At 49.9% G+C, this 24,713-nt stretch carries 18 protein-coding genes; 2 read left to right on the plus strand and 16 right to left on the minus strand.

The window, feature by feature from the left end:
* Positions 1–53: 53 nt before the first annotated feature.
* The 4 genes from DW896_RS17030 to DW896_RS17045 form a co-directional block, all read right to left on the minus strand.
* The gene (locus DW896_RS17030) at positions 54–773 is read right to left on the minus strand and encodes an SGNH/GDSL hydrolase family protein (RefSeq protein WP_008661817.1); all 720 of its coding nucleotides are present in this window, start codon (positions 771–773) and stop codon (positions 54–56) included.
* 186 nt (positions 774–959) lie between these two features.
* Positions 960–2,360 (minus strand): TolC family protein, encoded by a 1,401-nt coding sequence (locus DW896_RS17035; RefSeq protein WP_008661819.1) that lies wholly within the window; start codon positions 2,358–2,360, stop codon positions 960–962.
* 31 nt (positions 2,361–2,391) lie between these two features.
* Positions 2,392–5,583 carry an efflux RND transporter permease subunit gene (locus DW896_RS17040; protein WP_005825618.1) on the minus strand — a complete coding sequence of 1,064 codons (3,192 nt, stop codon included), beginning with the start codon at positions 5,581–5,583 and terminating at the stop codon, positions 2,392–2,394.
* A 20-nt stretch (positions 5,584–5,603) separates the two neighbouring features.
* Entirely contained in the window at positions 5,604–6,719 is a 1,116-nt protein-coding gene (locus DW896_RS17045) for an efflux RND transporter periplasmic adaptor subunit (protein ID WP_005825620.1), read from the minus strand.
* A 190-nt stretch (positions 6,720–6,909) separates the two neighbouring features.
* Here DW896_RS17045 and DW896_RS17055 point away from each other — a divergent pair, with 190 nt between their 5' ends.
* The gene (locus tag DW896_RS17055; RefSeq protein WP_009037288.1) at positions 6,910–7,746 is read left to right on the plus strand and encodes an AraC family transcriptional regulator; all 837 of its coding nucleotides are present in this window, start codon (positions 6,910–6,912) and stop codon (positions 7,744–7,746) included.
* A gap of 90 nt (positions 7,747–7,836) precedes the next feature.
* Positions 7,837–9,504: a beta-N-acetylhexosaminidase gene (locus DW896_RS17060; RefSeq protein WP_005833489.1), complete on the plus strand. Its 1,668-nt coding sequence runs from the start codon at positions 7,837–7,839 to the stop codon at positions 9,502–9,504.
* Here DW896_RS17060 and DW896_RS17065 read toward each other — a convergent pair whose 3' ends face one another.
* The 12 genes from DW896_RS17065 to ftcD form a co-directional block, all read right to left on the minus strand.
* On the minus strand, positions 9,505–11,013 hold the full coding sequence (locus DW896_RS17065; protein ID WP_057098260.1) for an MBOAT family protein: 1,509 nt from the start codon (positions 11,011–11,013) through the stop codon (positions 9,505–9,507).
* The gene (locus tag DW896_RS17070; RefSeq protein ID WP_227980257.1) at positions 11,000–11,920 is read right to left on the minus strand and encodes an SGNH/GDSL hydrolase family protein; all 921 of its coding nucleotides are present in this window, start codon (positions 11,918–11,920) and stop codon (positions 11,000–11,002) included. Before DW896_RS17070 ends, DW896_RS17065 begins: the two co-directional genes overlap by 14 nt.
* Positions 11,904–13,283: an SGNH/GDSL hydrolase family protein gene (locus tag DW896_RS17075; protein WP_005825636.1), complete on the minus strand. Its 1,380-nt coding sequence runs from the start codon at positions 13,281–13,283 to the stop codon at positions 11,904–11,906. The genes DW896_RS17070 and DW896_RS17075 overlap by 17 nt, the downstream gene beginning before the upstream one ends.
* 123 nt (positions 13,284–13,406) lie before the next feature.
* On the minus strand, positions 13,407–13,700 hold the full coding sequence (locus DW896_RS17080) for a PG0541 family transporter-associated protein (RefSeq protein WP_005825638.1): 294 nt from the start codon (positions 13,698–13,700) through the stop codon (positions 13,407–13,409).
* Between the two features lie 51 nt (positions 13,701–13,751).
* Positions 13,752–16,922, minus strand: coding sequence for an efflux RND transporter permease subunit (locus DW896_RS17085; protein ID WP_005825640.1), 3,171 nt, complete (start codon positions 16,920–16,922; stop codon positions 13,752–13,754).
* A 102-nt stretch (positions 16,923–17,024) separates the two neighbouring features.
* Positions 17,025–18,041 (minus strand): efflux RND transporter periplasmic adaptor subunit, encoded by a 1,017-nt coding sequence (locus DW896_RS17090; RefSeq protein WP_022400662.1) that lies wholly within the window; start codon positions 18,039–18,041, stop codon positions 17,025–17,027.
* A gap of 37 nt (positions 18,042–18,078) precedes the next feature.
* Positions 18,079–19,437: a TolC family protein gene (locus tag DW896_RS17095; RefSeq protein ID WP_005825645.1), complete on the minus strand. Its 1,359-nt coding sequence runs from the start codon at positions 19,435–19,437 to the stop codon at positions 18,079–18,081.
* A 27-nt stretch (positions 19,438–19,464) separates the two neighbouring features.
* Complete coding sequence (locus DW896_RS17100; protein WP_005825647.1) at positions 19,465–20,127, minus strand: TetR/AcrR family transcriptional regulator; 663 nt, start codon at positions 20,125–20,127, stop codon at positions 19,465–19,467.
* Positions 20,128–20,282: 155 nt separating this feature from the next.
* Entirely contained in the window at positions 20,283–21,779 is a 1,497-nt protein-coding gene (gene hutH, locus DW896_RS17105; RefSeq protein WP_118275106.1) for a histidine ammonia-lyase, read from the minus strand.
* Entirely contained in the window at positions 21,776–22,405 is a 630-nt protein-coding gene (locus DW896_RS17110) for a cyclodeaminase/cyclohydrolase family protein (RefSeq protein ID WP_118275108.1), read from the minus strand. Before DW896_RS17110 ends, hutH begins: the two co-directional genes overlap by 4 nt.
* A 48-nt stretch (positions 22,406–22,453) precedes the next feature.
* Positions 22,454–23,707: an imidazolonepropionase gene (gene hutI / locus DW896_RS17115; protein ID WP_118275110.1), complete on the minus strand. Its 1,254-nt coding sequence runs from the start codon at positions 23,705–23,707 to the stop codon at positions 22,454–22,456.
* 63 nt (positions 23,708–23,770) lie between these two features.
* Positions 23,771–24,661: a glutamate formimidoyltransferase gene (gene ftcD, locus DW896_RS17120; protein ID WP_005833514.1), complete on the minus strand. Its 891-nt coding sequence runs from the start codon at positions 24,659–24,661 to the stop codon at positions 23,771–23,773.
* Between the last annotated feature and the right edge of the window lie 52 nt (positions 24,662–24,713).

A 24,713-nucleotide genomic window follows, 5' to 3' on the forward strand; every position in this document is an offset into this window, starting at 1 on the left:
CACATTTATTAGTTTGTAAATGTGTCTACCTATATCAGGATAAGACACTGTCCTTAGTTCTTGGCAGGCAAAGAAACAGAAGCCTCCAATATCGGGGAGACAGACTCCCAAACCTGAGCATCGATACTCTGCATTCCTTGCACAGAAGGATGCCCCCATTGTTTATCAATGTCGTGCAAACGAATATTCTCGATGCCATAGTGCCGGCAAATTTCATCCATGGAATCAGTTACCTCTTCGGATAATTCAGAATTGGTAATATTATAAATCCTGGCCGCAGGATAGAGCTGCTTGAGAGATGCAAGCAGATAGCAAAAGGCAGGACGGAAGCTATACAAATCGGCTTTCGTCCAGCCATCATATTGGTATACGCCAATGGGAGCACCTGCCCAACTGTCATTGGTACCGCCAAAAACAAGGATTATGTCGGGGGTGCCGAGGTTGTGAATACGGGTGATAAAAGAACGGTCGGAGTAATCGGCTTTCTCGTAACCGGTATGACAGACGGTGGAGCCGGAATAGGAATTGTTGCGTTCCAACTGAAAGCCGTGCTCATGGATGAAACGGTACCACCAGGTTTCCTCCACCTTTGTCACATCATTCTCTTTCTTTTCGCCGGGAACTCCATACCAGCAGAGATTGGCGGCAGGAGAGACATGACCGTAAAAAGTGGAATAGGAATCGCCAAGAATAGAAACTTTCTTTTGAGCAAACACCCCTGATATAAGGGTCAGGGAAAAAACAACCAGAAAAAACAAGGATTTGCAGTTCATAATAGATAGATTTTTATGTCGTATGCCGCAAAGTTATAAAGTTTGTCCCGGTTTGACGGCAAGAAACCGTAGTTTTTTTGCCATAGCCCGCTTATATGAAAGCCCCTCTACCATCGGATTCCCACAAAAAAAGGAAATGCCGGATTGATAGAGGGGCGAGAGAATGAAGATGAGAAAGAGTATATTTTACTCCCGCCCTCCACCGAGGGCTTGATAGAGGTTGATGATACCTTGTATTTCATCAAAGCGGTCGGCTACCTGTGTCAGTTGGGCAGAGAGTAGCCCCTGCTGGGCAGTGAGCACTTCCAAATAGGTGGAAGTGCCGTGTTGCATCAGTAACCGGGTGCTGCGGACGGTAGTTTCCAGTGAAGTTATCTGCCTTGCGCGGAGCTCCGTCTTTCCACGGGCTACCTGCACTTGGGTCAGAGCATTGTTCACTTCGCTACCGGCATTGAGCAAAGCTTGCTGAAAAGCGAGCCTGGCTTCTTCCTGCTGTGCTTTGGCTATCTTGAGCTGTGCCACGTTCAGCCCTTTGTTGAACAAGGGTTGTGTCAGCGAACCGATGGCGGAGAAGAGTAGTTTTCCTGGATTGACAATCATGCTTCCTGCCGAGTTGGTCCAGCCAGCTGTACCGCTCAAGGTGATGGAGGGGTAGAAAGCAGAACGGGCGGCATTGGTGCTGTAGAAAGCGGATGCCAGCGAGAGTTCGGCACTTTTCACATCGGGACGGCGGGAAAGCAATTGCAGAGGTACGCCCACCGCAAGTTCCTGCGGGAACTCCTGCCCCGCCAACCGGCCACGCTCAATGGTGCCCGGAACATCGCCCAACAGAATGGAGAGACTGTTCTCCACTTCCTTTACCTGCTGCCGGAGGTCGAGCAGCGAAGCTTCCACCTGACGACAGTTGGCTTTGGATTGCGAGACACTCGCCTCGTTCGTCATGCCTGCAGCCATCATGGCTCGCATGGTGCGTACACTTTCGCGCCAACTGGCGGCTGTTTCTTCGGAAATGCGGTATTGCTCGTCGAGCATCAGCAAGGTGTAGTACAGATTGGCCACATTAGCTATCAGCGAAGTGCTGACGGCTTGTTCGTACTCCAAGCTTTGAAGGTAGAGCGCTTTGGAACGGCGTTTGGCATTGGTCAACTTACCAAAAATATCGACTTCCCAACTTGCCGAGGCAATGCCGGAATAGGTCCACGAGCCTTTGGAATTGTCGAAACTGCTGACGCCACCCTGCGGAGTGAGCATAAACGAAGGCAGGTACGAAAGTTTGGCCGACATCAGCGTGGCTTCTGCCTCCTTGATACGTTGTTGGGCGGAAAGCAGGTCAGTGTTGCCTTGCAAGGCTTGTTCGATGAGCGACTGTAATTGCGGGTCCGTAAAAAGCTCGCGCCAGGAAAGGGAAGCGATGGAGGTAGTGTCCGATGCCGCAAACAGACTCAGGCTATCCAGACTTTGCCCGTCCAAATCGTGTCCATAAAGTCCATCGGTCGTGATGTCCTCCGGGCGCTGGTATTTGGTATAGATGCCGCAACTGGTCAGTACCAAGCCGGCGACAGCTAATAATATGAATTGTTTCTTCATTATTTTTTTATGTTAGTTACGCGATAATGTACTAATGTGATTCTTCTATCTCCTTCCGGCTTACTTTCATCTCTTCCTCAATCTGCCAGTCGCTCGTCGGGACGGATTGGGCAGGACGAAGCCGCTCCTGCAACCACTGGAAACTGATGAACAAGACAGGAACAATGAACAGCAGCGCCAATGTGCCGATGAACATACCACCGACAACACCCGTACCCAATGAACGGTTACCGTTGGCTCCGACACCCGTGGCAACCACCAAGGGGAAAAGGCCGAAAATCATCGTCAGTACCGTCATCAGGATGGGACGGAAACGCGCCTTTGCCGCACTGACGGCAGAAGCAATCAGCCCCATTCCCGCTTTACGGCGCTCGGCGGCATACTCCGTCAACAGAATAGCGGTCTTTGCCAACAGACCTATCAACATGATAAGTCCCGTCTGTAAATAGATATTATTCTCCAACCCGGCTATCCTGGCAAAAAGGAACGACCCCATCAGGCCCGCAGGAACGGCCAGGATAACGGCAAACGGAATCAGAAAGCTCTCGTAAAGCGCACTCAGAATCAAGTAAATCATCAAGATACAGATACCGAAGATGATGACTGTAGTACCACTCTGCTGGCTTTCCTCGCGGGTGATGCCACCAAAGTCATAGCCATATCCCTTCGGCAAGGCTATCTCCGCCGTTTCTTGTACGGCACGGATGGCGTCACCGGTACTGTATCCCTCAGCAGGCATGGCATTCACGGCAATGGAGTTGAACATGTTGAAGCGGCTCAAGGACTCGGCACCGTAGGAACGGGTCAGCGTAACGAACTGGCTCAACGGAGCCATCTCACCGTTGGACATGCGCACAAAGGCATTGTTCAGTGAAGCCTCATCCAAACGGAACTTCGGGTCGGCCTGAATCATTACCTTGTAAACTTTGGAGAAACGGTTGAAGTTGGAGACATATTGCCCGCCATAATAGCCCGACAGTGTGGACAACACCTGGTCGGGAGTAATCCCGGCACGTTTGCACTTGGAAGCATCCACCTCGACGGTCCACTGCGGATAGCGTACATCGAACGTGGAGTATGCCATCGAAATTTCCGGACGCTGGTTCAGTGCCGCCAGATACTGCTGGGTGGTCTGGAAGAAGGTGTTCATATCCCCTCCCTGCTTGTCCTGCACATTCAAGTCCAGCGCATTACCCATACCATAGCCCGGAATCATACCCGGAGCAATGGCAAAGACTGTAGCATCCTTAATATCCGCCGTGCGAGCGTATATCTGGTTGACGACTGCCTGCACCTGGTCTTCCTTTGCCGTACGCTCGTCCCAAGGTTTCAGCTTCACGATAATCATACCGAAAGAATTTCCCTGCCCGGACAGCAGACCATAACCGGCAACTTTCTGCAAGTGCAATTTCTGAGGAAGGTCTTCCAGACGCTTCTCCACGCGGTCTATAATGTCATTTGTCGTCTTGAGCGAGCTACCCGGAGCGGTGCTAACGTTGACAAACAACGTTCCTTGGTCCTCGTCGGGCACCAGTCCGGTCTTGGTGGTATTCATCAGGAATACCAGCAGCACTACCGAAAGTGCCAGCAACGACCAACCCAGCCAGCGGCGCTTGATGAACAGCAGCACTATCTTCTTATACTTCTCGACCACCGCCTCGAAAGCCGTGTTGAATGCCTTGCGGAAGCGCGAAGCAAAATTATTCTTCTCCGTTCCGTCCTCATTGATATAAGGCTTCAGCAGCAAGGCACAAAGTGCGGGACTGAGTGTCAACGCATTAATCGCCGAAATGCCAACGGCCACCGCCATCGTCAGCCCAAACTGGGTATAGAACGTACCGGAAGTCCCTCCCATGAACGATACCGGAATAAACACCGCCATAAACACCAGTGAAGAAGTGATAACCGCGTTGCTGATGCCCTTCATCGCATCGATACTTGCCATGTAGGAGGACTTATAGCCCACATCAAACCGTGCCTGCACCGCCTCCACCACGACAATGGCGTCATCCACCACCGTACCAATCACCAATACCAGCGCAAACAGCGTAATCAGATTGATACTGAATCCGGCAACGGACATGAAAGCAAACGTACCAATCAGTGAAACAACGATACCTACCAGCGGAATCAGCGTAGAGCGGATGTCTTGCAAAAAGACATAAACCACCAGGATAACCAGGATAATAGCCTCAATCAGCGTTTTCACCACTTCGTGGATAGAGGCGAAGAGGAAATCGTTGCTGGACATCATCTGGGTAAGCTCCACGCCTTTCGGCAAGTCCTTGCGTGCTTCTTCAAGGAGCCGGTCAATCTGCCGGTTCACTTCCGTGGCATTGGAGCCCGCGGTCTGGAACACCATGCAGGAGATACCGGGATGTCCATCCATGGTACCTTTGTAGGCATAACTGTCCTTACCCAGCTCTATATCGGCGATGTCCTTCAGTTTCAGCACCTCGCCGTCTTCGGTAGAACGGATGACGATGTCGCCGAACTCCTCAGGAGTAATGAGGCGTCCCGTATATTTCATGGTATATTGATACGTCTCATCCGAGTTCTCACCAAACGACCCGGTGGCCGATTCGATATTCTGCTCTGCCAGCACAGCCGTCACATCCGAAGGTATCAGCTTGTACTGCGCCATGACATCCGGTTTCATCCAGATACGCATGCTGTAGTCACCACCCATAATCATCATATCGCCCACACCGGAGATACGGAGAATCTGCGGCTTCAGATTGATACTGATATAGTTGGCAAGAAAGTTCTCGTCATAGCTGTCATCAGGGCTATATAAAGAGAACATCTGTAAGATACTGGTCTGCCGCTTGCTGGTGGTGACACCCACCTGGGTTACTTCGGCAGGAAGCTGCCCCGTAGCTTTGGACACACGGTTCTGCACATTGACCGCCGCCATGTCCGGGTCTGTACCCTGCTTGAAGTAAACAGTAATGGAAACCGACCCTGCATTGCTGGCGGTAGAAGTCATGTAAGTCATGTCCTCCACACCGTTGATGGCCTCTTCCAACGGAGCGATAACACTTTTCTGAAGGGTTTCCGCACTGGCACCATAGTAAGTGGTGCTCACCATGATGGTGGGCGGCGCAATGTCGGGATATTGCTCAACGGGCAAGGTGAACAATCCGATGATGCCCAGAATGACAATCGTAATGGAGATGACTGCCGAAAAAACGGGGCGTTCTATAAAAGTTCTGAGGTTCATATTCTATCGGTTAAAAATTATCATTCATTCGTTTTGGGTTGGACGGAGGTACCTTCACGCAGCAAACCCACGCCTTCGGCCACAATTGTGTCCCCCACTTTCAAGCCACTCTCTACGATATATTCCTGACCTCCATTCACACGGGTCACTTGCACGGGAACTGATTGCGCCTTGCCGTCAACTACCTTATATACATAGACCTTGTCCTGTACTTCGTAAGTGGCACTCTGGGGAACAACGATGCAGTTCTCTTTCCGTACCGGGATGATGACGTTGCCCGAACCGCCACTGGTCAGCAATCCCTCTTTATTGGGGAACACGGCACGCAGACTGACTGTACCCGTAGAGGTATCAATTACACCACTGATAGTTTCTATCTTACCTTCTTGCGGATAGACAGAACGGTCATTGAGCTGTAATTCGATAGAGTCCATCTCTGCCAGCGCCTTATCCTTGGAGCCGTAGCGGCGGGTGAGGTCAAGCAACTGATTCTCTGTCATGGAGAAATAGACATACATATTAGAATTATCGGATACGGTCGTCAGTGGTTTGGGCAAACTGGCGCTGACCAACGTCCCCACCCTATAAGGGAGCGTACCTACCATTCCATCTGCCGGACTCTTCACTTCTGTATAAGAGAGGTTATTGGCGGCATTCACCTGCTGCGCCTCGGCTTGGGCCAACTGGGCTTTCGCTGTCAGCAGGCTGTTGTAGGAAGTCTTTAAGTCAAACTCGGAAATCACCTTCTGGGCATAAAGCTCCTTCTTGCTGTCATATGTCAGTTGCGAAGTGGCCACGCCGGCACGGGCAGCTTCCACATTGGCTTCTGCTGTGCGCAAGGCTGCCAGATAGGGCACCTGGTCGATAATAAACAAGACTTGCCCCCGACGCACGGTCTGTCCTTCCTCCACACAAAGTTTGGTGAGTGTACCGGACACCTGCGGATAGATGTCAATGTCCTGCCGTCCGCGGATGGCTGCGGAATAAATTGTCTGCAGTTCTTTGTCGGTAGTCGAAATAGTCATCACCTGATATTCCGACTGGGGTTGCACGACAGGCGCGCTGCCGCAGGCTGCCAGTGTTGCACTACAGATGACGGTCATCATCTGTTTCATCATACTCTTTTTTGTTATCATACTTTTTATCTTAAAAAAATAATACGTCGGCTTTCTCTTTCATTTTTTAAGCCGGCAGCAAAGGTATGCCGTTTTTGAACAACCATTTGTTTCATTGAAGGTACACGACTGTTCATTTTCGGAACATGCCATTTAACAATCCAAAAAGAACTCGTACCTTTGTAACCGCAAATCATAAGCAATCTAACATATGAACCCATTACTGACTACCAAACAAGAAACGTTCAGAGCCGGAACAGACAAGCTGGAATTCTTCCGGGAACGTCTTCTGAAAATGAACAATGGAGCACTGATGTTCTGCACCCGTGGAGAAGCAAATATCACAATAGATTTAAGAAAATATCATATTGTACCCAATACGCACATTACGCTGCTTCCAAGTTCCATTATTTCACTGACAAGTGCGAGTAAAGATTTCCTGGTGGACTTCTTTGCCTATTCCGAGACAATGTTCAAGACGGCATGCTTCCGTTTAGAGCCGCCCTTCATACATTTTATAAAGGAGAATGCATGCTATACGCATACCGAAGACGAACCGGTTCGTGCTATCACAGGACTCATCACGGCAAGCAATGCCATCTACCGCGATTCTGAAAATCTGTATCGCGAAGCCATTGCACAAAACCTGCTGCAAATTTTCTTTCTCGACACCTACGACAAGGTTCAACGTTACTTTACGGAAGAGCAAATCAATGGCAGTAACCGGAAAGAAGAATTGTTCAAAAAGTTCATAAATCTGGTACATACGTACTGTACTACCCAGCGGGATGTCGCTTTTTATGCTGACCAACTCTGCATTTCGACCCGCTACCTATCTGCCATCACCAAACAAGTGGCAGAAGATTCTGCCAAAGAAATCATTGACGAAAACCTGATATTGGAACTGAAAATGGCACTGCAATCCACCGGCATGTCACTGAAAGAGATTGCCGACAAATATCATTTTCCCGACCAGTCTTTCTTCGGACGATATTTCAAGAAACACACGGGAATGTCACCCAAGGAGTACAGAGCAAAGAAGAACTGAGGTATGAGCATGCATTTATCCCCTTCTCCTCTGCCTCTTTAGTATTTTTTTAGTATATTTGTCAGACACTAATTTAATCAGTTCAATACCATGAGAAAACTTACACACATGCTCCTTGCAGGCACTCTCATCCTGGCCTGCTCTTCATGCGGAGTAGAAACAACAGCCAACTATCAAGTCATTCCCCTGCCCCAGGAGGTTGCCTTGAGTCAGGAATCCCCCTTCAACCTGAATGACGGTACCATCATCGCCTACCCCGAACACAATGAACTTTTGAAACGCAATGCCGAGTTTTTGGCCGAATACATCAGCCAGTCCACCGGCCACACCCTCCAGACAGAAGCCCTTGCCCCGGGGAGCGAAGCGCCCAAAGGCGCCATCACATTGGGACTGGATCCGGCCATCGGCAACCGGGAAGGCTATGTGCTGACCGTCAAAGCCGACCGGGTGACCCTAAACGGACAGACCGAGAACGGGGTGTTCTACGGTATACAAACCCTGCGTAAATCAATCCCCGCCGAAACCAAAGCCACCTCTATCCTATTGCCTGCCGGCAGCATCCAGGATGAACCCCGCTTCAGCTACCGGGGCATGCACCTCGATGTGGGCCGCCACTTCTTTCCCATTGAGTTCGTAAAAAAATACATAGACTTGCTGGCACTTCACAATATGAATACCTTCCACTGGCACCTCACCGAAGACCAAGGCTGGAGAATAGAAATAAAGAAGTATCCCAAGCTGACGGAAATTGGCGCCTGGCGCGACCGTACCGTTATCGGCCGGAACACCGAAGAGTATGACAACACCCGGTATGGCGGTTTCTATACGCAGGAGCAAGCCAAAGAAATCGTAAAATATGCCGGGGAGCGCTATATCACGGTCATCCCCGAAGTAGACCTGCCCGGACACATGCTTGCCGCACTGGCCGCCTATCCCGAAATGGGATGTACCGGTGGACCGTATGAAGTGTGCCCACGTTGGGGCGTATTCGAAGATGTGCTGTGCATCGGCAACGAAAAGTCCATGCAGTTCCTCGAAGATGTCATGGCCGAAATCATTGACATATTCCCTTCCAAATACATCCACATCGGCGGTGACGAAGCTCCCCGCACCCGTTGGGAAAAGTGTCCCAAATGCCAGGCACGTATCAGAACCGAAAAATTGAAAGCCGACAAGAACCATACTGCCGAAGACCGTCTGCAGAGCTATTGTATGACACGTATCGAAAAGCTCCTCAATAGTAAAGGACGCCAGATTATCGGCTGGGATGAGATTCTGGAAGGCGACGTCGCCCCCAACGCAACTGTTATGTCATGGCGTGGCTCGGCAGGAGGAATCAAGGCGGCCCAACTGGGACACGACGTGATAATGACACCCAATGACTATTGCTACTTTGATTATTACCAAAGTGAGGATACCCGGCACGAACCATTTGCCATCGGAGGCTTTGTCCCATTGGAGAAAGTATACAGTCTGAATCCTACCGCCTCACTGACCGAAGAACAAGCTAAGCACATACTCGGCACACAAGCCAACCTTTGGACAGAATACATCCCGACCAGCGAACAGGTAGAGTATATGGTTCTCCCCCGTATGGCCGCCCTTGCCGAAGTACAATGGACACAACTGGAAAAGAAAGATTATACAAACTTCACTACCCGACTGGCCGGACTCATCGGCCTCTACCGGAGAGACGGGCTCAACTACCGGGAACCCTTCCGACAGCAGGCAGACTCCACAGCGACCGAGAAGAAGTAATCAGAACTGGAAATAGATAAACGGCTGTATCTCCGAACTTTTCATCTGAATGACCAGATAGATTACAGCAAGCATCAGTACCGCCTTTCCCAACAAGGGGAGGCGGATTACTGTTTTTGTGCAAGCACGTTCCCAACTGTCGGGCACAAAATGCAGCAGATAGCCCAATGCCATCAGTGCAAACACTTCCCAATAACCCTCTACCAGCTGCGGGAAGAGTTGCGGACGGAAAGTAGTGAATATCTGCTTCAGCATATCCATTGATGTGGAGAACTCCGCATTACGGAAGAATATCCAGCAGAAACAAACAAAATGGAAAGTGACAAGCACTCCGAAGAAGCGGTGGATGCCATGGCTCTCCGTCCCCTTCTTACGCCCGGTAAGCGTCATCCAGAACTTATGGGCTGCAAGCGCAACGCCATGCATCATTCCCCAAAGTACAAAATTCCACGAAGCGCCATGCCACAAGCCGCCCAGGAACATGGTAATGATGAGATTGGCATATTGGCGGATTTTCCCCTTCCGGTTGCCTCCCAAAGAAATATAAAGGTAATCGCGCAACCAGCTGGAAAGCGAAATATGCCACCGCCTCCAAAATTCCGTAATGGAAGCGGACTTATAAGGGGAATCGAAATTGATATTGAAATGGAAGCCCAGCAACAAGGCAATGCCGATAGCCATATCACTGTAACCGGAGAAGTCGCAATAAATCTGCAAGGCATAGCCATAAACACCCATCAGATTCTCCACCCCCGAATAAAGAGTAGGATTATCAAAAATACGCTCTACAAAGTTAACGCTGATATAGTCCGATATAACCGCTTTCTTGAAGAGCCCACTCACGATGAGGAAGATTCCACGTCCGAACATCTCATTGGAGACAAACAGCGGGCGGCGGATTTGCGGAATGAAATCACGGGCACGTACAATAGGACCCGCCACCAACTGGGGAAAGAAAGAAACATAAAAAGCATAATCCAACAAACTGGTCAGAGGCGTTATCTGGCGACGGTACACATCTATCGTATAGCTCAACGACTGAAAAGTGAAAAAAGAGATGCCCACCGGAAGGAAAATATCCATTGTCGTGAACGTGCCTCCCGTCAGCGAGGCAAAAGTTTCGCCCAGAAAATTGGTGTACTTGAAGTAACACAACAATCCCAAATTGATGAACAGACTCAACACAACCCATGCCTTACGTAGCCAGGGAATAGCCTCGCGTGCCATCAAGCGTGCAATGAAAAAGTCACAGACCGTCACCAGTCCAAGCAGGAAGAAATAAGTGCCACTACTTTTATAATAGAAGTAATAGGAAAACAAGGTGACAAACAGCAAACGCGCCGTCGTCCGGCGTTGCAACAACAGATAAACCAATATAAAAGCGACAAACAGCCAGAGGAAAATACCACTGCTGAATATCATCGGGGCTTGCGGGTCATAAGTGAAGACATCGCGCAAACGGTCCAAGTCTATATTCAATCCGGATAAAAATTCGTCAATATTCCACATAATCGTTATAAGCTTTTAACAAGGCCTGGTAGAACAGCTCGCCTTGCAGGCGGTAACCGTCCGGCAAATAGTGTACATGGTCCGGACGCATCAATCCGGCTTCCTGCCAGTTGAGGCAGGCACGGTGGGTACCGCCAAGTATTTCGTACATGTCCCATACCGCCAATCCGTTTTCATCGGCATAGCGGCGGATAGTCTGCACGGCAACGGCAGTACGCGGATTAATCTTATAGGTTCGACGACGGCGACGCTGCCGGAAACTCTCGTAAGAGCCCGGAGGAGTGGTCATCAACATCGGTACATTCGGCAGTTTCTCGCGAAGCATGCGTACAAGGTCGTCCATCTGGCGATAGTGCAGCATTGTATTGTAACGGCGGTTATGGCTTTCGTTCGTCCCGAAGGAAAGAATAAGCAGGTCGGGATGCAGAGCCGCAATATCAGCAATACGGTCCGGACGGGTGAAAGTAGTACAAAATGCACCGTTGATACCTACATCGGTATAAGAGACTGCCCCGAAAGTGTCCTGCATCAACGCACCGGTGGTACGGGGGAAGATATGGCCGCGTATATGGCTGTCGCCCACATGTACGATGCGAAGCGTATCAGCGGAAGCGCCCAGCCGAGACAGACGCAACTTCTCCCAGAAAGGATTAAGAATACCCAGACTGTCGGTAAGTACATTCTCCTTCATTTGCCGGAATGCGGCGGGAAAAGTTATCAAAGGGACAGACACCGTATCCGTACGTTGGGAATAGAGGCAGAGAGTATCACAATCCGCTCCACCGGCATGACACGAAAGGCTGCCTGGCAATACATCTTGTGCATGGAGCGGCCCTATCGCCGCAATCAGCACCAGCACCGCGCAGCAAATCGTACATCGTAAATCCTCCTTATGGCTCCTCTTCATAGTAGGCCCTCCTTCTGTCATACTGTTCCTTACCATAAATCAAAGACTCATAAAGTAATCCCGCAAGATGCTTTCCACCACGGAAGTTGATGTGCGTATAATCATAATTGGCCAATGACGGCTTGGCATGCACCATGTCTGCCATACTGCCTTCCCCACCCATAGCCTCGAACATGTTCCAGAAAGCGACAGCCTCATCCGCCGCCAAATTCTGTTGATAACGAACCAGATTCTTGATGCCAGGCATGGTACGCAGCTCCCCTTCTTCGGTCTTATAGTCCCTATCGCCCACGCTGACTATGAGGATGGCTGCTTGCGGAAAGGCCTCCTTGAGATGCTGCACCGTTGTCTGCATGCCGGCAATGTACTTGTCGTAATTCCGTCCACGCTCTGTAGCCACATTCAGTCCGTACTGCAGGATTATCAAATCGTAAGGACGCTGTTCATTGAACTCACGCATCATCCACACGGGAACAGAGCGGAGGGAAAGGCCGGAGCTGCCACGCAGTGAGAAGTTATCCAGCACAATGCCGGAAGTACCGTCCATGGCAAGGCCATAAAACAAGGTGGAGTCCGCACTTTCCACCGTCCAACGGACAGAACCGATATTTCCCTCTACCGTCATCTCCTGCAAATCATCAATCGGCTCAAAAGTCTCGGTAGTTGCTTCGCCACGATTGACGCGGACAGAAAGGGTGGTTGTGCCACGGTTATAGAAAAAAATACTGGCACGCTGGCAAGTATCCAGACGGGAGGCATAGTTCTTCTGCCCCCGCAGTTCCACATAAGCACCGGTATTCGGAATAAAGTAATGTCCGGAGACTCCCAGCTTGCTACGGTCAAAGAACACGGAGTCCATGACAGAATGACTCTGCCATCCGCTGAAGGAATGACGCACTGTAGGACGGAAGCCACTGGTCATGGACGTAATGGTGACAAAACCTACTCCGCAACCGCCATATTTCTGCTGAAGCATCTCGCGTAAATCAGCCGTCAGAATATCCGCTTCGATAAAGGAGTCGCCGAAGTAGGCGATACGAACCGGACGGGGTGCTTTGGCAAGCTCGTCGAGCGCCTGATAGAACCGCGTCATGCCACGCATGGTAGAATCGCTGTAATCTTCAATGCACGTCATGCCCGCACGGCAGGTGTCCACAAAGGCGGGCTTCACCTTCGGGGGCGGAGGCAGCAGGCTGTCCGGCTCACTCACCGGCTTGGAAGGACGACGCACGTCCCCCAAGATATCCACACGCCTCAGCACACGGCCACCCATCGTAATACTTGGCAACAGATGCATCAGCAACAATGCACCCCATACGATAAACGCCAACAGACCCGTATATTTCAATGAATTCTTTTCCATACCTAATGTGGCCGCAAAGATATAGATATAGGTTGAAAAAATCTCTCCGGACAAAAAAGAATTATCCCCAAAGAAACAAGATTTTTTCTCCGGGGATAACGGTTATAGACAGAGCAGACCCGATTAAATGGTCTGTTCGATATTCCAAACAAAAGCACGGAGTCCGAGTTGCTCGGTCTCCTTGTCCATCCGGTGGAGCGCTTCGAGCAACGGAGCCACCTTAGCCTCATCTATGATAGTGATGATGGCGGAACACATACTGGGCCAGGCATGGCTGCCATAGTGCGGTTCCCCCGTCTTACTGCCACGCCCCTGTACTTGCTGCCAATAGCTGAAGCCGCGGCAGTTGTGGCGGTCAAGCAATGCCATGATACGTTCAAAGAACGCTTGGTCGAATGTTATAAATACTGATTTCACGCTATATAATGTTTAGTGATTAATGTTTAATGATTAACGGATAATGATTAATCATTGTTTACGTGGTTTCGTCATCTTCTCCTTATGCAACTGGTAATAATCATTCAGCTCACGGTCTTTCTTAATCTTCTTACGCGTGCGGCGGATACCAACACCTGCAAACGAGCAATAGAGTACGGGGACAAGAATCAATGTCAGAATGGTAGATACCGTCAGACCGCCAATTACGGCAACACCCAACGGACGCCACATCTCGGCACCTTCACCCTGCCCTACAGCCATCGGCACCATACCGAGGATAGTGGTCAGCGTAGTCATCAATACCGGACGCAAACGGCTGCGGCCTGCCGTGACTACAGAGTGAAGCACCGCTTGACCACGTTCGCGGCAAAGCGTGATGTAGTCGATGAGTACGATACCGTTCTTCACCACAATACCAATCAACATGATTCCACCCAAAAGCGACATCACATTCAAATTGGTTCCCGTAAAGAATAATGCCATCAACACACCGCTGAATGCAAATGGAATGGAAAACATGATGATGAACGGATAGCTCAAAGACTCAAACTGAGCTGCCATCACAATGAATACGAGAATAACAATCAATACAGCCAGCGTTCCCAAGTCGGAGAATGAATCCTGTTGGTCCTCATACGAACCCGAAATCTGGATAGAAACACCACTTGGTAGGTCCATCTTATCAATTATAGCATTACCATCGGCCACCACATCGCCCAAAGGTGCTCCCGAAATAACCGCAGATACAGTAACAATACGCTCACGGTCTTTACGTTCGATGGTAGGAGGAGCAGAACGCTCGACTACTTTGCCGAGGTCTTTCACGCGGATACCCTCACCGGAAGGCGTATAAATAAGGATGTTCTCCAAATCTTCAATCTTTGTACGGAATTCGGGAGCGTAACGCACACGGATGTCGTACTCGTCACCATCTTCGCGATAATAAGATGCCAAAGCACCATTTACACGATTACGCAGATAGTTGGAGGCAGTAGAAAGATTCAAGCCATGCAATGCCAGCTTCTCACGGTCAAAGTCCACCTGATATTCGGGCTGATAATCCTGACGGCTGATGTTCACTTCACTCACACCTTTCACCTGCAACAATTTCTCTTTCAGTTCGGCTGACACTTTGTCCGTAGCGGTGAAGTCGTAACCATAAACCTCAAAGTCGGCACTTGCCTGGGCGCTCATGCCGCCTGTGCTACCGCCCAGAATAACCTGCGCCTTGTCCAATTCGGGATACCCCTTCAAGTCCTCACGCATTTCGTCGCAAACGGTTTCCAGTGTCACGTCACGGTCTCCCGGACTCACCAGACTGATATTGAAACTAATGATATGACTACCGTTGTCCTGCATGGAAGCAAACGTATTGTCAGAGTCCGCCTGCCCCACAGTGTAGTTGCAAACTTTCATCATATCTCCGTAGCGCGTCATCCACTTGTTTGTCAGTTCCGAAGCCAATGCTTCCGCACGCTCCACACGGGCCCCGATGGGCAACTGAAGGTTGATACCGATGCGGCTATTGTCTGCTGCCGGGAAGAACTCGGTACCGATGTACTTGGCACAGAACAGACTTGCCACAAAGAATGCGGCACAGCCTGCCATAACCGTCAGACGATGGCGCACAGCCCAGTTCAACCGGTTCTGATACCACACGTCAAGACCGTCCAGCGCACGCTGAATCGGCGTATAGAGCGTAAGGAACATCTTACTCTGCTTTTTCTGCAAACGCAGAAGCTGCGCACACATCATCGGGGTGAATGACAAGGCTGAAACTGTGGAAACCGTCATAATCACACACATCATCCATCCCAACTGACGGAATAACACACCGGACATACCACTTACCATCGTCAATGGGAAGAATACCGCAATCATAGTCAGCGTAGATGCAATTACGGAGATGGCCACCTCGTTCGTGGCATGTATCGCTGCCTGCTTCGGTTCGGAACCCCGTTCAATATGGGTCGTTACATTCTCGAGTACCACAATGGCGTCGTCCACCACGTTACCAATAGCAATAGAGAGACAAGAGAGCGAGATGATATTCAGTGAACCGCCGTCGATGATACCCAGATAGATGAACGAGGCAACCAGTGACATCGGTATGGTGATACAAATAATGACCGTGGCACGCCAACGCCCCAAAAAAACGAACACCACCAAGATAACGAACAGCATAGCGTACATAATGGTTTCCTCCAAGCTGTCTATTGTATTCAAGATGTTATCGGAAGTATTGACAATGATCCCCAGCTTCACATCGCTCGGCAGTGACTTCTGCAACTGCGGCAACATATCAATTACCTTCTGCGAAATAGCTACAGAATTGGCACCCGATTGTTTCTGCACCACAATCATAGCGCCCTGCACACCGTTGCTATACGTCTTCTGTGCACGTTCCTCCACAGAGTCCACAACTTTTGCCACATCGCGCAGATAGACGGAAGCACCGTTGTGCGTACCTACCACGATGTTCTCCATCTCTTTGGGATCCTTGAACTCACCTTCCACACGCAGCGAATAGGTATTGCTACCTACATCAAACGTACCGCCCGGCGTATTCCGGTTTTCGGCACTGATAATAGAGCTGATAGTTTCTACAGAAAGGTTGTAGGCATCCAGTTTATTGGGGTCGCAATATACATTGACCTCACGCTTGGGGGCACCCGAAATGGACACCGTACCCACACCGGGCACACGCGCCAAGGGATTCGCCACGTTGTCATCCAATATTTTGTAAAGAGCCGGCTGGCTCTCCTCTGCCTGCACGGAGAGCAGCAGGATAGGAATCATGTCCGTACTGAACTTGAAGATGATGGGAGTTTCGACCTCATCGGGCAGCATGGAGCTCACCATGTCCAGTTTATCACGCACGTCGTTCGTCAGCACGTCTATGTCATATCCATACTCAAACTCCAGCGTAATCACGGAAATATTCTCCGACGAACGGGAAGTGATATGCTTCAAGTTGCTGACCGAATTCAGCACGTTTTCCAACGGACGGGTCACGTTATTCTCGATGTCCGAGGCACTGGCACCCTGATAGGTCGTCATCACCATAATGGTGTTGGTCTCGATGTCCGGATAAAGGTCTACCGGCAATTTCGACAGAGAGAACAGACCAAATATAGCCACTGCCAGGAAGCAGAGCGAGGTCATAATCGGTTTCTTAACCGCTCCTTCGTATAAACTCATAAGATTAATTCTTTAATTTGCCAATGTGCTAATATGCTAATTGGCTGCGCAATGTAGCTACATCGGCACATTAGCATATTATCACATTACCACATTACCATATTATTTTTCTACCTCGACTTCCACACCATCGGCTAATTTAGACTGCCCAGCAATAACAACTTGAGAGTTATTGTCTACACCGGAAATCAACTCATACTCCGTATCCATACGACGGCCAAGCTCTACCTTATTATAAGACACCTTGCCGTTCTTGTAGACATAGACATAGCGGTCGCCTGAACCGGCACGCTTCACAATGGCCAGGTCGGGAACAACCACGTGGTCCTGTGTTCCGAAGTTCAGCGTGGCGCGGGCAAACATTCCCGGACGTACGCGCTGATCACGGTTGACAAGCTGTATCTCTACCGGGAAAGTACGGGTAGCCGGGTCGATGGTAGGATAAACAAGGCTGATTTTGCCTTCGAACTCCTCGTCACCATAGACATCTACTTTCACGGATACGGGAGCGCCCTTCTTCACTTTGGTAAAGTAGCCTTCGGATACGTTGATGTATAGTTTTACCGGAGTGATTTGCTCCACTACCAGTACCGGTTCTCCACCGCTATACATATCTCCGTTATCGTAATTGCGTGCCGTCACCACCCCGTTAATGGGACTGAGCAACGAGGTGTTCTCCAAGAGATTCTTATAGGAAGTCTCACGGATGTCGAGATTCATCTTGGCGGTATCCCACTCCGACTTGGAGGCACCGCCTACCTTATACAACTCGTCAATACGCTTGAACTCTATCTGCTGGTTGTCCAACTGATATTTTATCTGCTTCAGATTGGCAGCATCCATGCTGACCAGCTTCTGGCCTTTCGACACGCGGTCGCCCACCTCCACAAAGATGCGGTCTATACGCACCGGAGAAGAGGGAGCAATATTGTTTTTTACTTCGGCTTCCACCGTAGCGGTGTATTCCTGAATCTGTTCCACGGGACGGGACGACACCTCGGCCAGTTTCACCCTCGGCTTCTCGTCCACCTTCTCAGCAGCAGCTTTATCACTACCTCCGCTACATGCCCCCAACATGGCAACAACCAGCAGGGCCATCCATTGAAAACCTTTTTTCATATCGTTGTTCTTATTTCTATTCTTCATTCTTAGTTCTTCATTCTTCGTTCTCTGCAATATAATCCTTTCCCAGCACTTGGTCAAGGTCAGCCTTCGCTACCAGATAATCATAGATGGACTGATTGTAAGTCAGTTCAGCCTCCGTAAGCTGCACTTGTGATGTGTTCAGTTCCAACACCGTACCTTTACCTACCTCATAGCGTTTACCGGCAATCTGCACAGCTTTCTGTGCCTGCATCACATTCTCGCGGTTGCTGACAACCTGCTCAGAACTGGCAGCCATGTTGTTCTGGTAGCTGGTAATCTGCATGTTCAGCTTTCGCTCTGTGTCCAGACGGTTCTGCTCCAACTGACGTATCTGAATACGGTTGGACTTGAGCTTGGTGAAATTGCTTGCCTTATACAAAGGAATACTCAGCGTAAACATCAGTGCGGAACTTCCGCTCCAATTATAATCGAGGATGTTCCAATCCTCGTTGTAGAGTGACTGGTACTGGTAAGAATAGTTCATACCCAAAGTAGGCATGAAGTTGGCACGGAGTGACTTGATGTTCTGATTGAGCATCTTCCGGTTCAAGTCCAACTGCTTCATCGTCGTATTATTGTTCAGATTGGCAGCGGGCTGATTCAGTTCATTGGCAAACAGCTCCGTCTCATAGTTGCCGAGATTGTCGGCAATCTCTATATCCACATCGGCCGTTACCCCCATCAGTACCTTCAACTGCAACTTGGACAACGTCACGGCATTACCCGCCGAAATCACATTCGGCTTAATGCTGCGCATCTGCACCTCGGCACTGATTTTATCGAACTCACTGACGGCACCCTGCTGATACTTGGCATTGACAATGTTGTAGTTGTCTTCCGCCAGCTTATAGCTCTTCTGCAACACATCGTAGGAGTCTTGCGTCAGCATCAGCTGATAGTAACCCTTAGTTACCTGGTTCACCAAGTCCAGCTTAGAAGCCCGTGACTTTTCCACAGCCAGTTCAATGTCTGTCTTCGTCATCGACATGGCCTTATATACGCTAGGGGCGAATATGGGCAAACTGATATTCAGCACCCCGCTTACCGTATTCGAATTGTCCATACCCATCTTGAACGACTGTCCACCAAGATTCATCTGTGCCGCACTGATGGTATGATTCCACGTACCGTCAATGCTTGCCTGCGGAAGCAAGTTCTGCCAGGTTTCCTTGTGAGTCACTTTCTTCAAAGCAATTTCTTCCTCCGCCACCTTTATGGTAGGATTGTCGCTTAAAGCAATCTCCAAGGCACGGTCAAGGGTCAGGGTCAGGGTATCCTTTGCCTCTTGTGCGCGCACATAGCCGCCGGCATACAGCACAGCAACTGCCAACAGTAGTGCTCTTCCTACCCAAAATCTCTGCATCTTCATAAATCAAAAATAGATTATTTATTAAAACTACTCCTTCGTTTCATCCGGCTTTACTTGATTCTTGCGATATTCGCAGATAAAGTCCTCCAGGACACGGGCACCCTTCTCCGTAGAGATACCGCGCAAGAAAGTGAACATGATAGATTCGTACACTTCAAGGAAAGAATACTCATTGCAGATGTCCGAATTCATCAGCAAATCGAGCTGGTCGCGCACGAGCAGATTGATAATGGCGAAATTCACATCATCACGAAAAATGCCTTGCTTCACGCCCTCTTTGAAGAAGTTCACTGTATCTTCCGAGCTCCGGTTCCGATTGTTCTTCATCAACTGATAAGCCTTGGGATATTTCTTGATATCCTCGAAAAACTTCTTGTTCGTGGCATGAAAACGCTCTATGCTCCACTGATAACATCTCAACAAAACTTCCAATACGTTACTGGAAGTCTCTATTACTCCTTTCACAAAAATATCACCATCCTTCTGGGACTTCAGGATACATTCTTCCAACAAGGTTTCCTTGTCCGGAAAAACTTCGTAGAGAGTGCGCTTAGAGATACCCAAAGATGCGGCAATCTCATCCATCGTGATACTTTTTATTCCATTTGTTGTAAATAATTCTACGGCGGCCAGAATGATACGTTCCCTCAGTTCCACCCGTGATGTTGAATGCTTCGTGTGTTCGCCCATTTTTCTTCCCTTTCTAAACTAAAACTATTTTTATTCATTATCGGAATAAAACGGGACAAATATAGAAAGAAAACTCAATTCGCCAATTAAGTTTCCTTTCTTATTGTTAACAGATTAATAATTATTATGTTTCTGGCAGATTTATTGGGAAGTTCCTAATAATCAAACTTTGTCCGGTTGAGGAAAGCGACTGTCTTATGGATTTCCTTATACATCACGATGTCTTCCTTCACAAAAGGGACTTCCTTGCGATATTCGTGCAGGAAACGCTCCAGAACGGGAGAAGTCTTTGCCGGACGGCGGAAGTCGATGCCTTGAGCGGCATTCATCAGTTCGATGGCAAGGATATGCTCCAGATTGTCCATAATGCGATAAAGCTTAGTAGCTGCATTGGCACCCATGCTGACATGGTCTTCCTGCCCGTTGGAGGAAACGATGGAGTCGCTGCTGGCGGCATAGCAGTACATCTTATTCTGGCTTACCATAGACGCGGCAGCATATTGCGGAATCATGAAACCGGAGTTCAGACCGGGATTGGCCACAAGGAATTCCGGAAGTCCACGCAGCCCCATGATAAGCTGGGCGATGCGCCGCTCGGATATATTGCCCAACTCTGCCAGGGCAATGCCGAGAAAGTCGTAGGAAATGGCAAGCGGCTGGCCGTGGAAGTTACCGCCCGAGATGATACGGTCCTCATCGGGGAAGATGGTGGGATTGTCCGTCACAGAATTGATTTCCGTCAGCAGGACGGAAGCCACGTAACGGATGGCGTCTTTCGTGGCCCCATGCACCTGAGGGATGCAACGGAACGAATAAGGGTCTTGTACATGCTGCTTGGGACGGGCTATCAGTTCGCTGCCTTCCAATAGTTTGCGGAAGTTGGCACCCGTTTCTATCTGGCCCTTGTGTGGACGGATCTGCTGGATACAGTTCATAAACGGGTCTATACGCCCGTCGAAAGCTTCCAGAGAAAGGGCGGCAATCAAGTCGGCTTTCTTGGAGAGACGGAAGGCTTTGAGAAGGGCAAAGACACCGTTGGCACTCATAAACTGGGTGCCGTTGAGTAATGCCAATCCCTCTTTACTCATCAGCTTCACCGGTTCCCAACCGAACTCGTCGAGCACACTGATAGCCTCGCGCTTCTTTCCTTTATAATAGACATCGCCCACACCGATAAGCGGCAGGAAGAGGTTGGCCAGAGGAGCCAGGTCGCCGGAGGCGCCCAGTGAGCCACGGTCATAAACGATAGGCATCACGTCGTTATTGAAGAAATCGAGGATGCGCTGCACGGTGATGACCTGCACACCGCTATGCCCCAAAGAGAGAGCATGCGCCTTGAGCAACATCATCAGTTTGATGATGACCGGGCGTATCTCCTCGCCCACACTGCAAGCATGGCTCTTGATGAGATTTTCCTGCAAGGTGCCCAGCTCGTCCGACGAAATGCTCTTACTGCACAACGAGCCGAAACCGGTGGTAATGCCATACAAGGGTTCTTCCGACTCCGCAATCTTCTTGTCCAGATAATCGCGGCACTTCTGTATCCGCAGCTTGGCTTCCGGAGCCAGCTCCAGTTTCAGATTTTCATTGATGATACGTTCGATGAGGTCGAAGGTCAACTCACCGGAACCTACATAATAGACATTCTTCATACTTTCAGCTCTTGATTGATTTCGTCCAACAATTCCTTTTCTTTCGCACAAGCCAAGTGTTCCAATTCGTCGGCTTCACTTTGGAGCTTGGACACAAACTCCTTGTCCTTCAGCGAACCCAGGTTGATGCGTACATTCATCAGTGCGCCCAGCACAGCCGAACGGGCAGACATCATGGCCACACAAGCATCCGTAACGGCATTGCGGTTGCCCAGGCGAGCTACATCCATGATAACCGTCATCAGCTCATACGCATTGCGTGCCACCTGCATGGGAACAAGGGCGGCAAACTTGGTAGCCTCCTGGATGGCAGTACTGCGCGCCGCCTTTTCCTCATCCGTAGCTTTCGGCATCTTGAAGCAGGCAAACACCTTGTCGTAGGCTTCAGAGTCGCGGTCTATATCTTCTACAAAAGCCCCCTTTTGCTGCAAGGCAACTCCGGAGATATGGCGCATCAGCTCTTCGTGAAGTTCATAACCTTTCTTACCGATGGTGAGGTTAGCAACCATAGCGGCAAGAGCAGAAGCAATAGCACCGTTCAAAGCGGCAATACTACCGCCACCGGGGACGGGATCGCTACCCGCCACTTTATTCAAAAATTCCTTTACTGTCAAATCAACTAACATGATATTAAATATTAAAGATTAAGGATTAAGAGGGGATATCAGCACTTCTTAAAGTACAGGATAAAGCACTCCCCCCTTTATGGTGGTATTGACACAATTCATACCTACATAATAAGGTAAAAAGTGATAATTATCCGTATTGAGCACTACGAAGTTTCCTTTCTTACCCACCTCGATACTACCAATGCTGTCCGCACGGTTCAGAGCGGCCGCACCGTTCAAGGTCAGAGCAGTGATGGCCTCTTCAATACTCATTTTCATATAAATGCACGCCAAGGCAAATGTCAGGGGGATGGAACCGGAGAAACAACTGCCCGGATTGAGGTCGGTGGCAAGGGCCACGGCACAACCAGCATCAATCATTTCGCGCCCACGAGCATAGGGTTCCTTCAAAGCAAAGGCTGTCAGCGGAAGAAGGGTCGCCACAACTCCCTTGTCGGCCATGGCGTGGATGTCCGCATCCGAAGCATGCAGCAGATGGTCGGCAGAGACGGCAGAAAGTTCAGCAGCCAGTCCGGCACCCCCTAATGGTACAATCTCGTCGGCATGGAGTTTCAAGGCAAGTCCCATTTCCTTGGCTGCCAGCAAAAGGCGACGGGACTGCTCGATGGAGAAAACGCCCTGCTCACAGAAGACATCGCAGAACTCTGCCAAATTATTATGAACCACTACGGGCATCACTTCGCGGATAATGTAGTCCACGTACTCGTCCGTCTGTCCGTTGTATTCTGCAGGCACAGCATGTGCACCGAGAAAAGTGGAGACAACGTCTACACGCTTGTGCTCGTCATTATTAAGGCTACGCATCACCCGAAGCTGCAGGAGCTCGGTTTCCTTGTCCAGACCGTAGCCGCTCTTTCCCTCTACGGTAGTCACTCCCATAGCACTCATCTGCTTCAGAAAGCCCTCCGCCTTGCTGCGCAGCTGGATGAAATTGCATGCACGGGTAGCTTTCACCGTACTCACGATGCCTCCTCCACGTTCCATGATGGACATGTAACTCTCTCCCTTCAAACGCCAGGAGAACTCCTCGGCACGCTCGCCACCAAACACAAAATGTGTGTGTGAGTCCACAAAGCCGGGTAGCAGACACTTGCCGCGGGCATTGTAATGCCAGTAGTGCTGATAATAGCCGTCACGCTCCTCTCCACGGTTAGGTCCGACGTAGGTGATGATGCCATCGGTCACTTCCACCGTAGCATTGTCGATGATGCTCAGTTGCTCCATCTCCTTGCCGCAACGGGCAGAAAAGCCGAGGGGGGTCACTACACGGGTATTGAATATAATAAGGTTTTCTGTCATAAAGCCTCTCTCCTAACCCCTCCCCCGTAGGGAGGGGAATTAAGTTAGTACTATTTAATTCGGTTACATTCGTGCTTCTAAGACTTGCTCCATGGAGAAGTTCTCCAATCCCAGATAGTAGGACGCTGTATCTATCAAGGCCTCCATCGGCACCAGACCGATAATCTCACTGCCCACAATGCTGACGCCGTAGCGGCGGGCTTCCACACGCACCAGCTCGAAGGCACGGTAGAGGGCGGTGCGGGTATAGTCCGTCATGTTGATGGATACCTGCGTGATGCCGCGGTCCTTCAACTCCACTCCCATTGCCTTGCAATAACGCAGTCCTCCGCCGATGAAACGGATTTTCTTAGCGATGTCATGGGCTATCTCCAGACTGGGGGTATTGAGGTTGATGTTATAGGCCACCAAAGGCATGCGGGCACCGATAGCCACTGTGCCTGCGGTGGGATGACGTTCGGCCAGTCCGAAGTCGGGATGCCATTCCGGTTGCTTTATCTTCTCGGCCATACCTTCGAACTCCCCTTTACGGACAGCAGCCAAATTCTCCCGATGAGGGGCAGAAGCAGACTTTTCATATAAGAAGACGGGAAGATTGTAACGTTTTGCAACCTCCTTGCCCACTTCTTTGGAGAGGGCAACGGCTTCTTCCATCGTCACATTCCGGATGGGGATAAAAGGTACTACATCTACAGCACCCATACGAGGATGCTGTCCCTGATGGTGATTGAGGTCTATCAGCTCTACCGCCACGCCGATAGCTTCGAGCACAGCATCACGAAGCGGTTCCGGCTCGCCCACTACGGTCACCACAAGGCGGTTGTGGTCTTCATCGTTACTGTAATCCAACAGTTTCACACCTTGTTTGCCCCGAAAAGGAGCTACTATCTTATCTATCTTCTGCAAATCGCGCCCTTCGCTGAAATTGGGGACGCATTCCATAATCTTATTCATAATGCTCTTTAAAAAAAATATATATACTCTGATTTTTCAGACGCAGATGACG

This window comes from Bacteroides sp. AM41-16 (genome assembly GCF_003603495.1).
GTDB lineage: Bacteria > Bacteroidota > Bacteroidia > Bacteroidales > Bacteroidaceae > Bacteroides > Bacteroides uniformis.

What these genes read in the sequence shown, in the direction of transcription:
- DW896_RS17030 (WP_008661817.1), bottom strand. Translation starts at nt 773, where the DNA reads ATGAACTGCAAATCCTTGTTTTTTCTGGTTGTTTTTTCCCTGACCCTT.
- DW896_RS17035 (WP_008661819.1), bottom strand. Translation starts at nt 2,360, where the DNA reads ATGAAGAAACAATTCATATTATTAGCTGTCGCCGGCTTGGTACTGACC.
- DW896_RS17040 (WP_005825618.1), bottom strand. Translation starts at nt 5,583, where the DNA reads ATGAACCTCAGAACTTTTATAGAACGCCCCGTTTTTTCGGCAGTCATC.
- DW896_RS17045 (WP_005825620.1), bottom strand. Translation starts at nt 6,719, where the DNA reads ATGATAACAAAAAAGAGTATGATGAAACAGATGATGACCGTCATCTGT.
- DW896_RS17055 (WP_009037288.1), top strand. Translation starts at nt 6,910, where the DNA reads ATGAACCCATTACTGACTACCAAACAAGAAACGTTCAGAGCCGGAACA.
- DW896_RS17060 (WP_005833489.1), top strand. Translation starts at nt 7,837, where the DNA reads ATGAGAAAACTTACACACATGCTCCTTGCAGGCACTCTCATCCTGGCC.
- DW896_RS17065 (WP_057098260.1), bottom strand. Translation starts at nt 11,013, where the DNA reads ATGTGGAATATTGACGAATTTTTATCCGGATTGAATATAGACTTGGAC.
- DW896_RS17070 (WP_227980257.1), bottom strand. Translation starts at nt 11,920, where the DNA reads ATGAAGAGGAGCCATAAGGAGGATTTACGATGTACGATTTGCTGCGCG.
- DW896_RS17075 (WP_005825636.1), bottom strand. Translation starts at nt 13,283, where the DNA reads ATGGAAAAGAATTCATTGAAATATACGGGTCTGTTGGCGTTTATCGTA.
- DW896_RS17085 (WP_005825640.1), bottom strand. Translation starts at nt 16,922, where the DNA reads ATGAGTTTATACGAAGGAGCGGTTAAGAAACCGATTATGACCTCGCTC.
- DW896_RS17090 (WP_022400662.1), bottom strand. Translation starts at nt 18,041, where the DNA reads ATGAAAAAAGGTTTTCAATGGATGGCCCTGCTGGTTGTTGCCATGTTG.
- DW896_RS17095 (WP_005825645.1), bottom strand. Translation starts at nt 19,437, where the DNA reads ATGAAGATGCAGAGATTTTGGGTAGGAAGAGCACTACTGTTGGCAGTT.
- DW896_RS17100 (WP_005825647.1), bottom strand. Translation starts at nt 20,127, where the DNA reads ATGGGCGAACACACGAAGCATTCAACATCACGGGTGGAACTGAGGGAA.
- hutH (WP_118275106.1), bottom strand. Translation starts at nt 21,779, where the DNA reads ATGAAGAATGTCTATTATGTAGGTTCCGGTGAGTTGACCTTCGACCTC.
- DW896_RS17110 (WP_118275108.1), bottom strand. Translation starts at nt 22,405, where the DNA reads ATGTTAGTTGATTTGACAGTAAAGGAATTTTTGAATAAAGTGGCGGGT.
- hutI (WP_118275110.1), bottom strand. Translation starts at nt 23,707, where the DNA reads ATGACAGAAAACCTTATTATATTCAATACCCGTGTAGTGACCCCCCTC.
- ftcD (WP_005833514.1), bottom strand. Translation starts at nt 24,661, where the DNA reads ATGAATAAGATTATGGAATGCGTCCCCAATTTCAGCGAAGGGCGCGAT.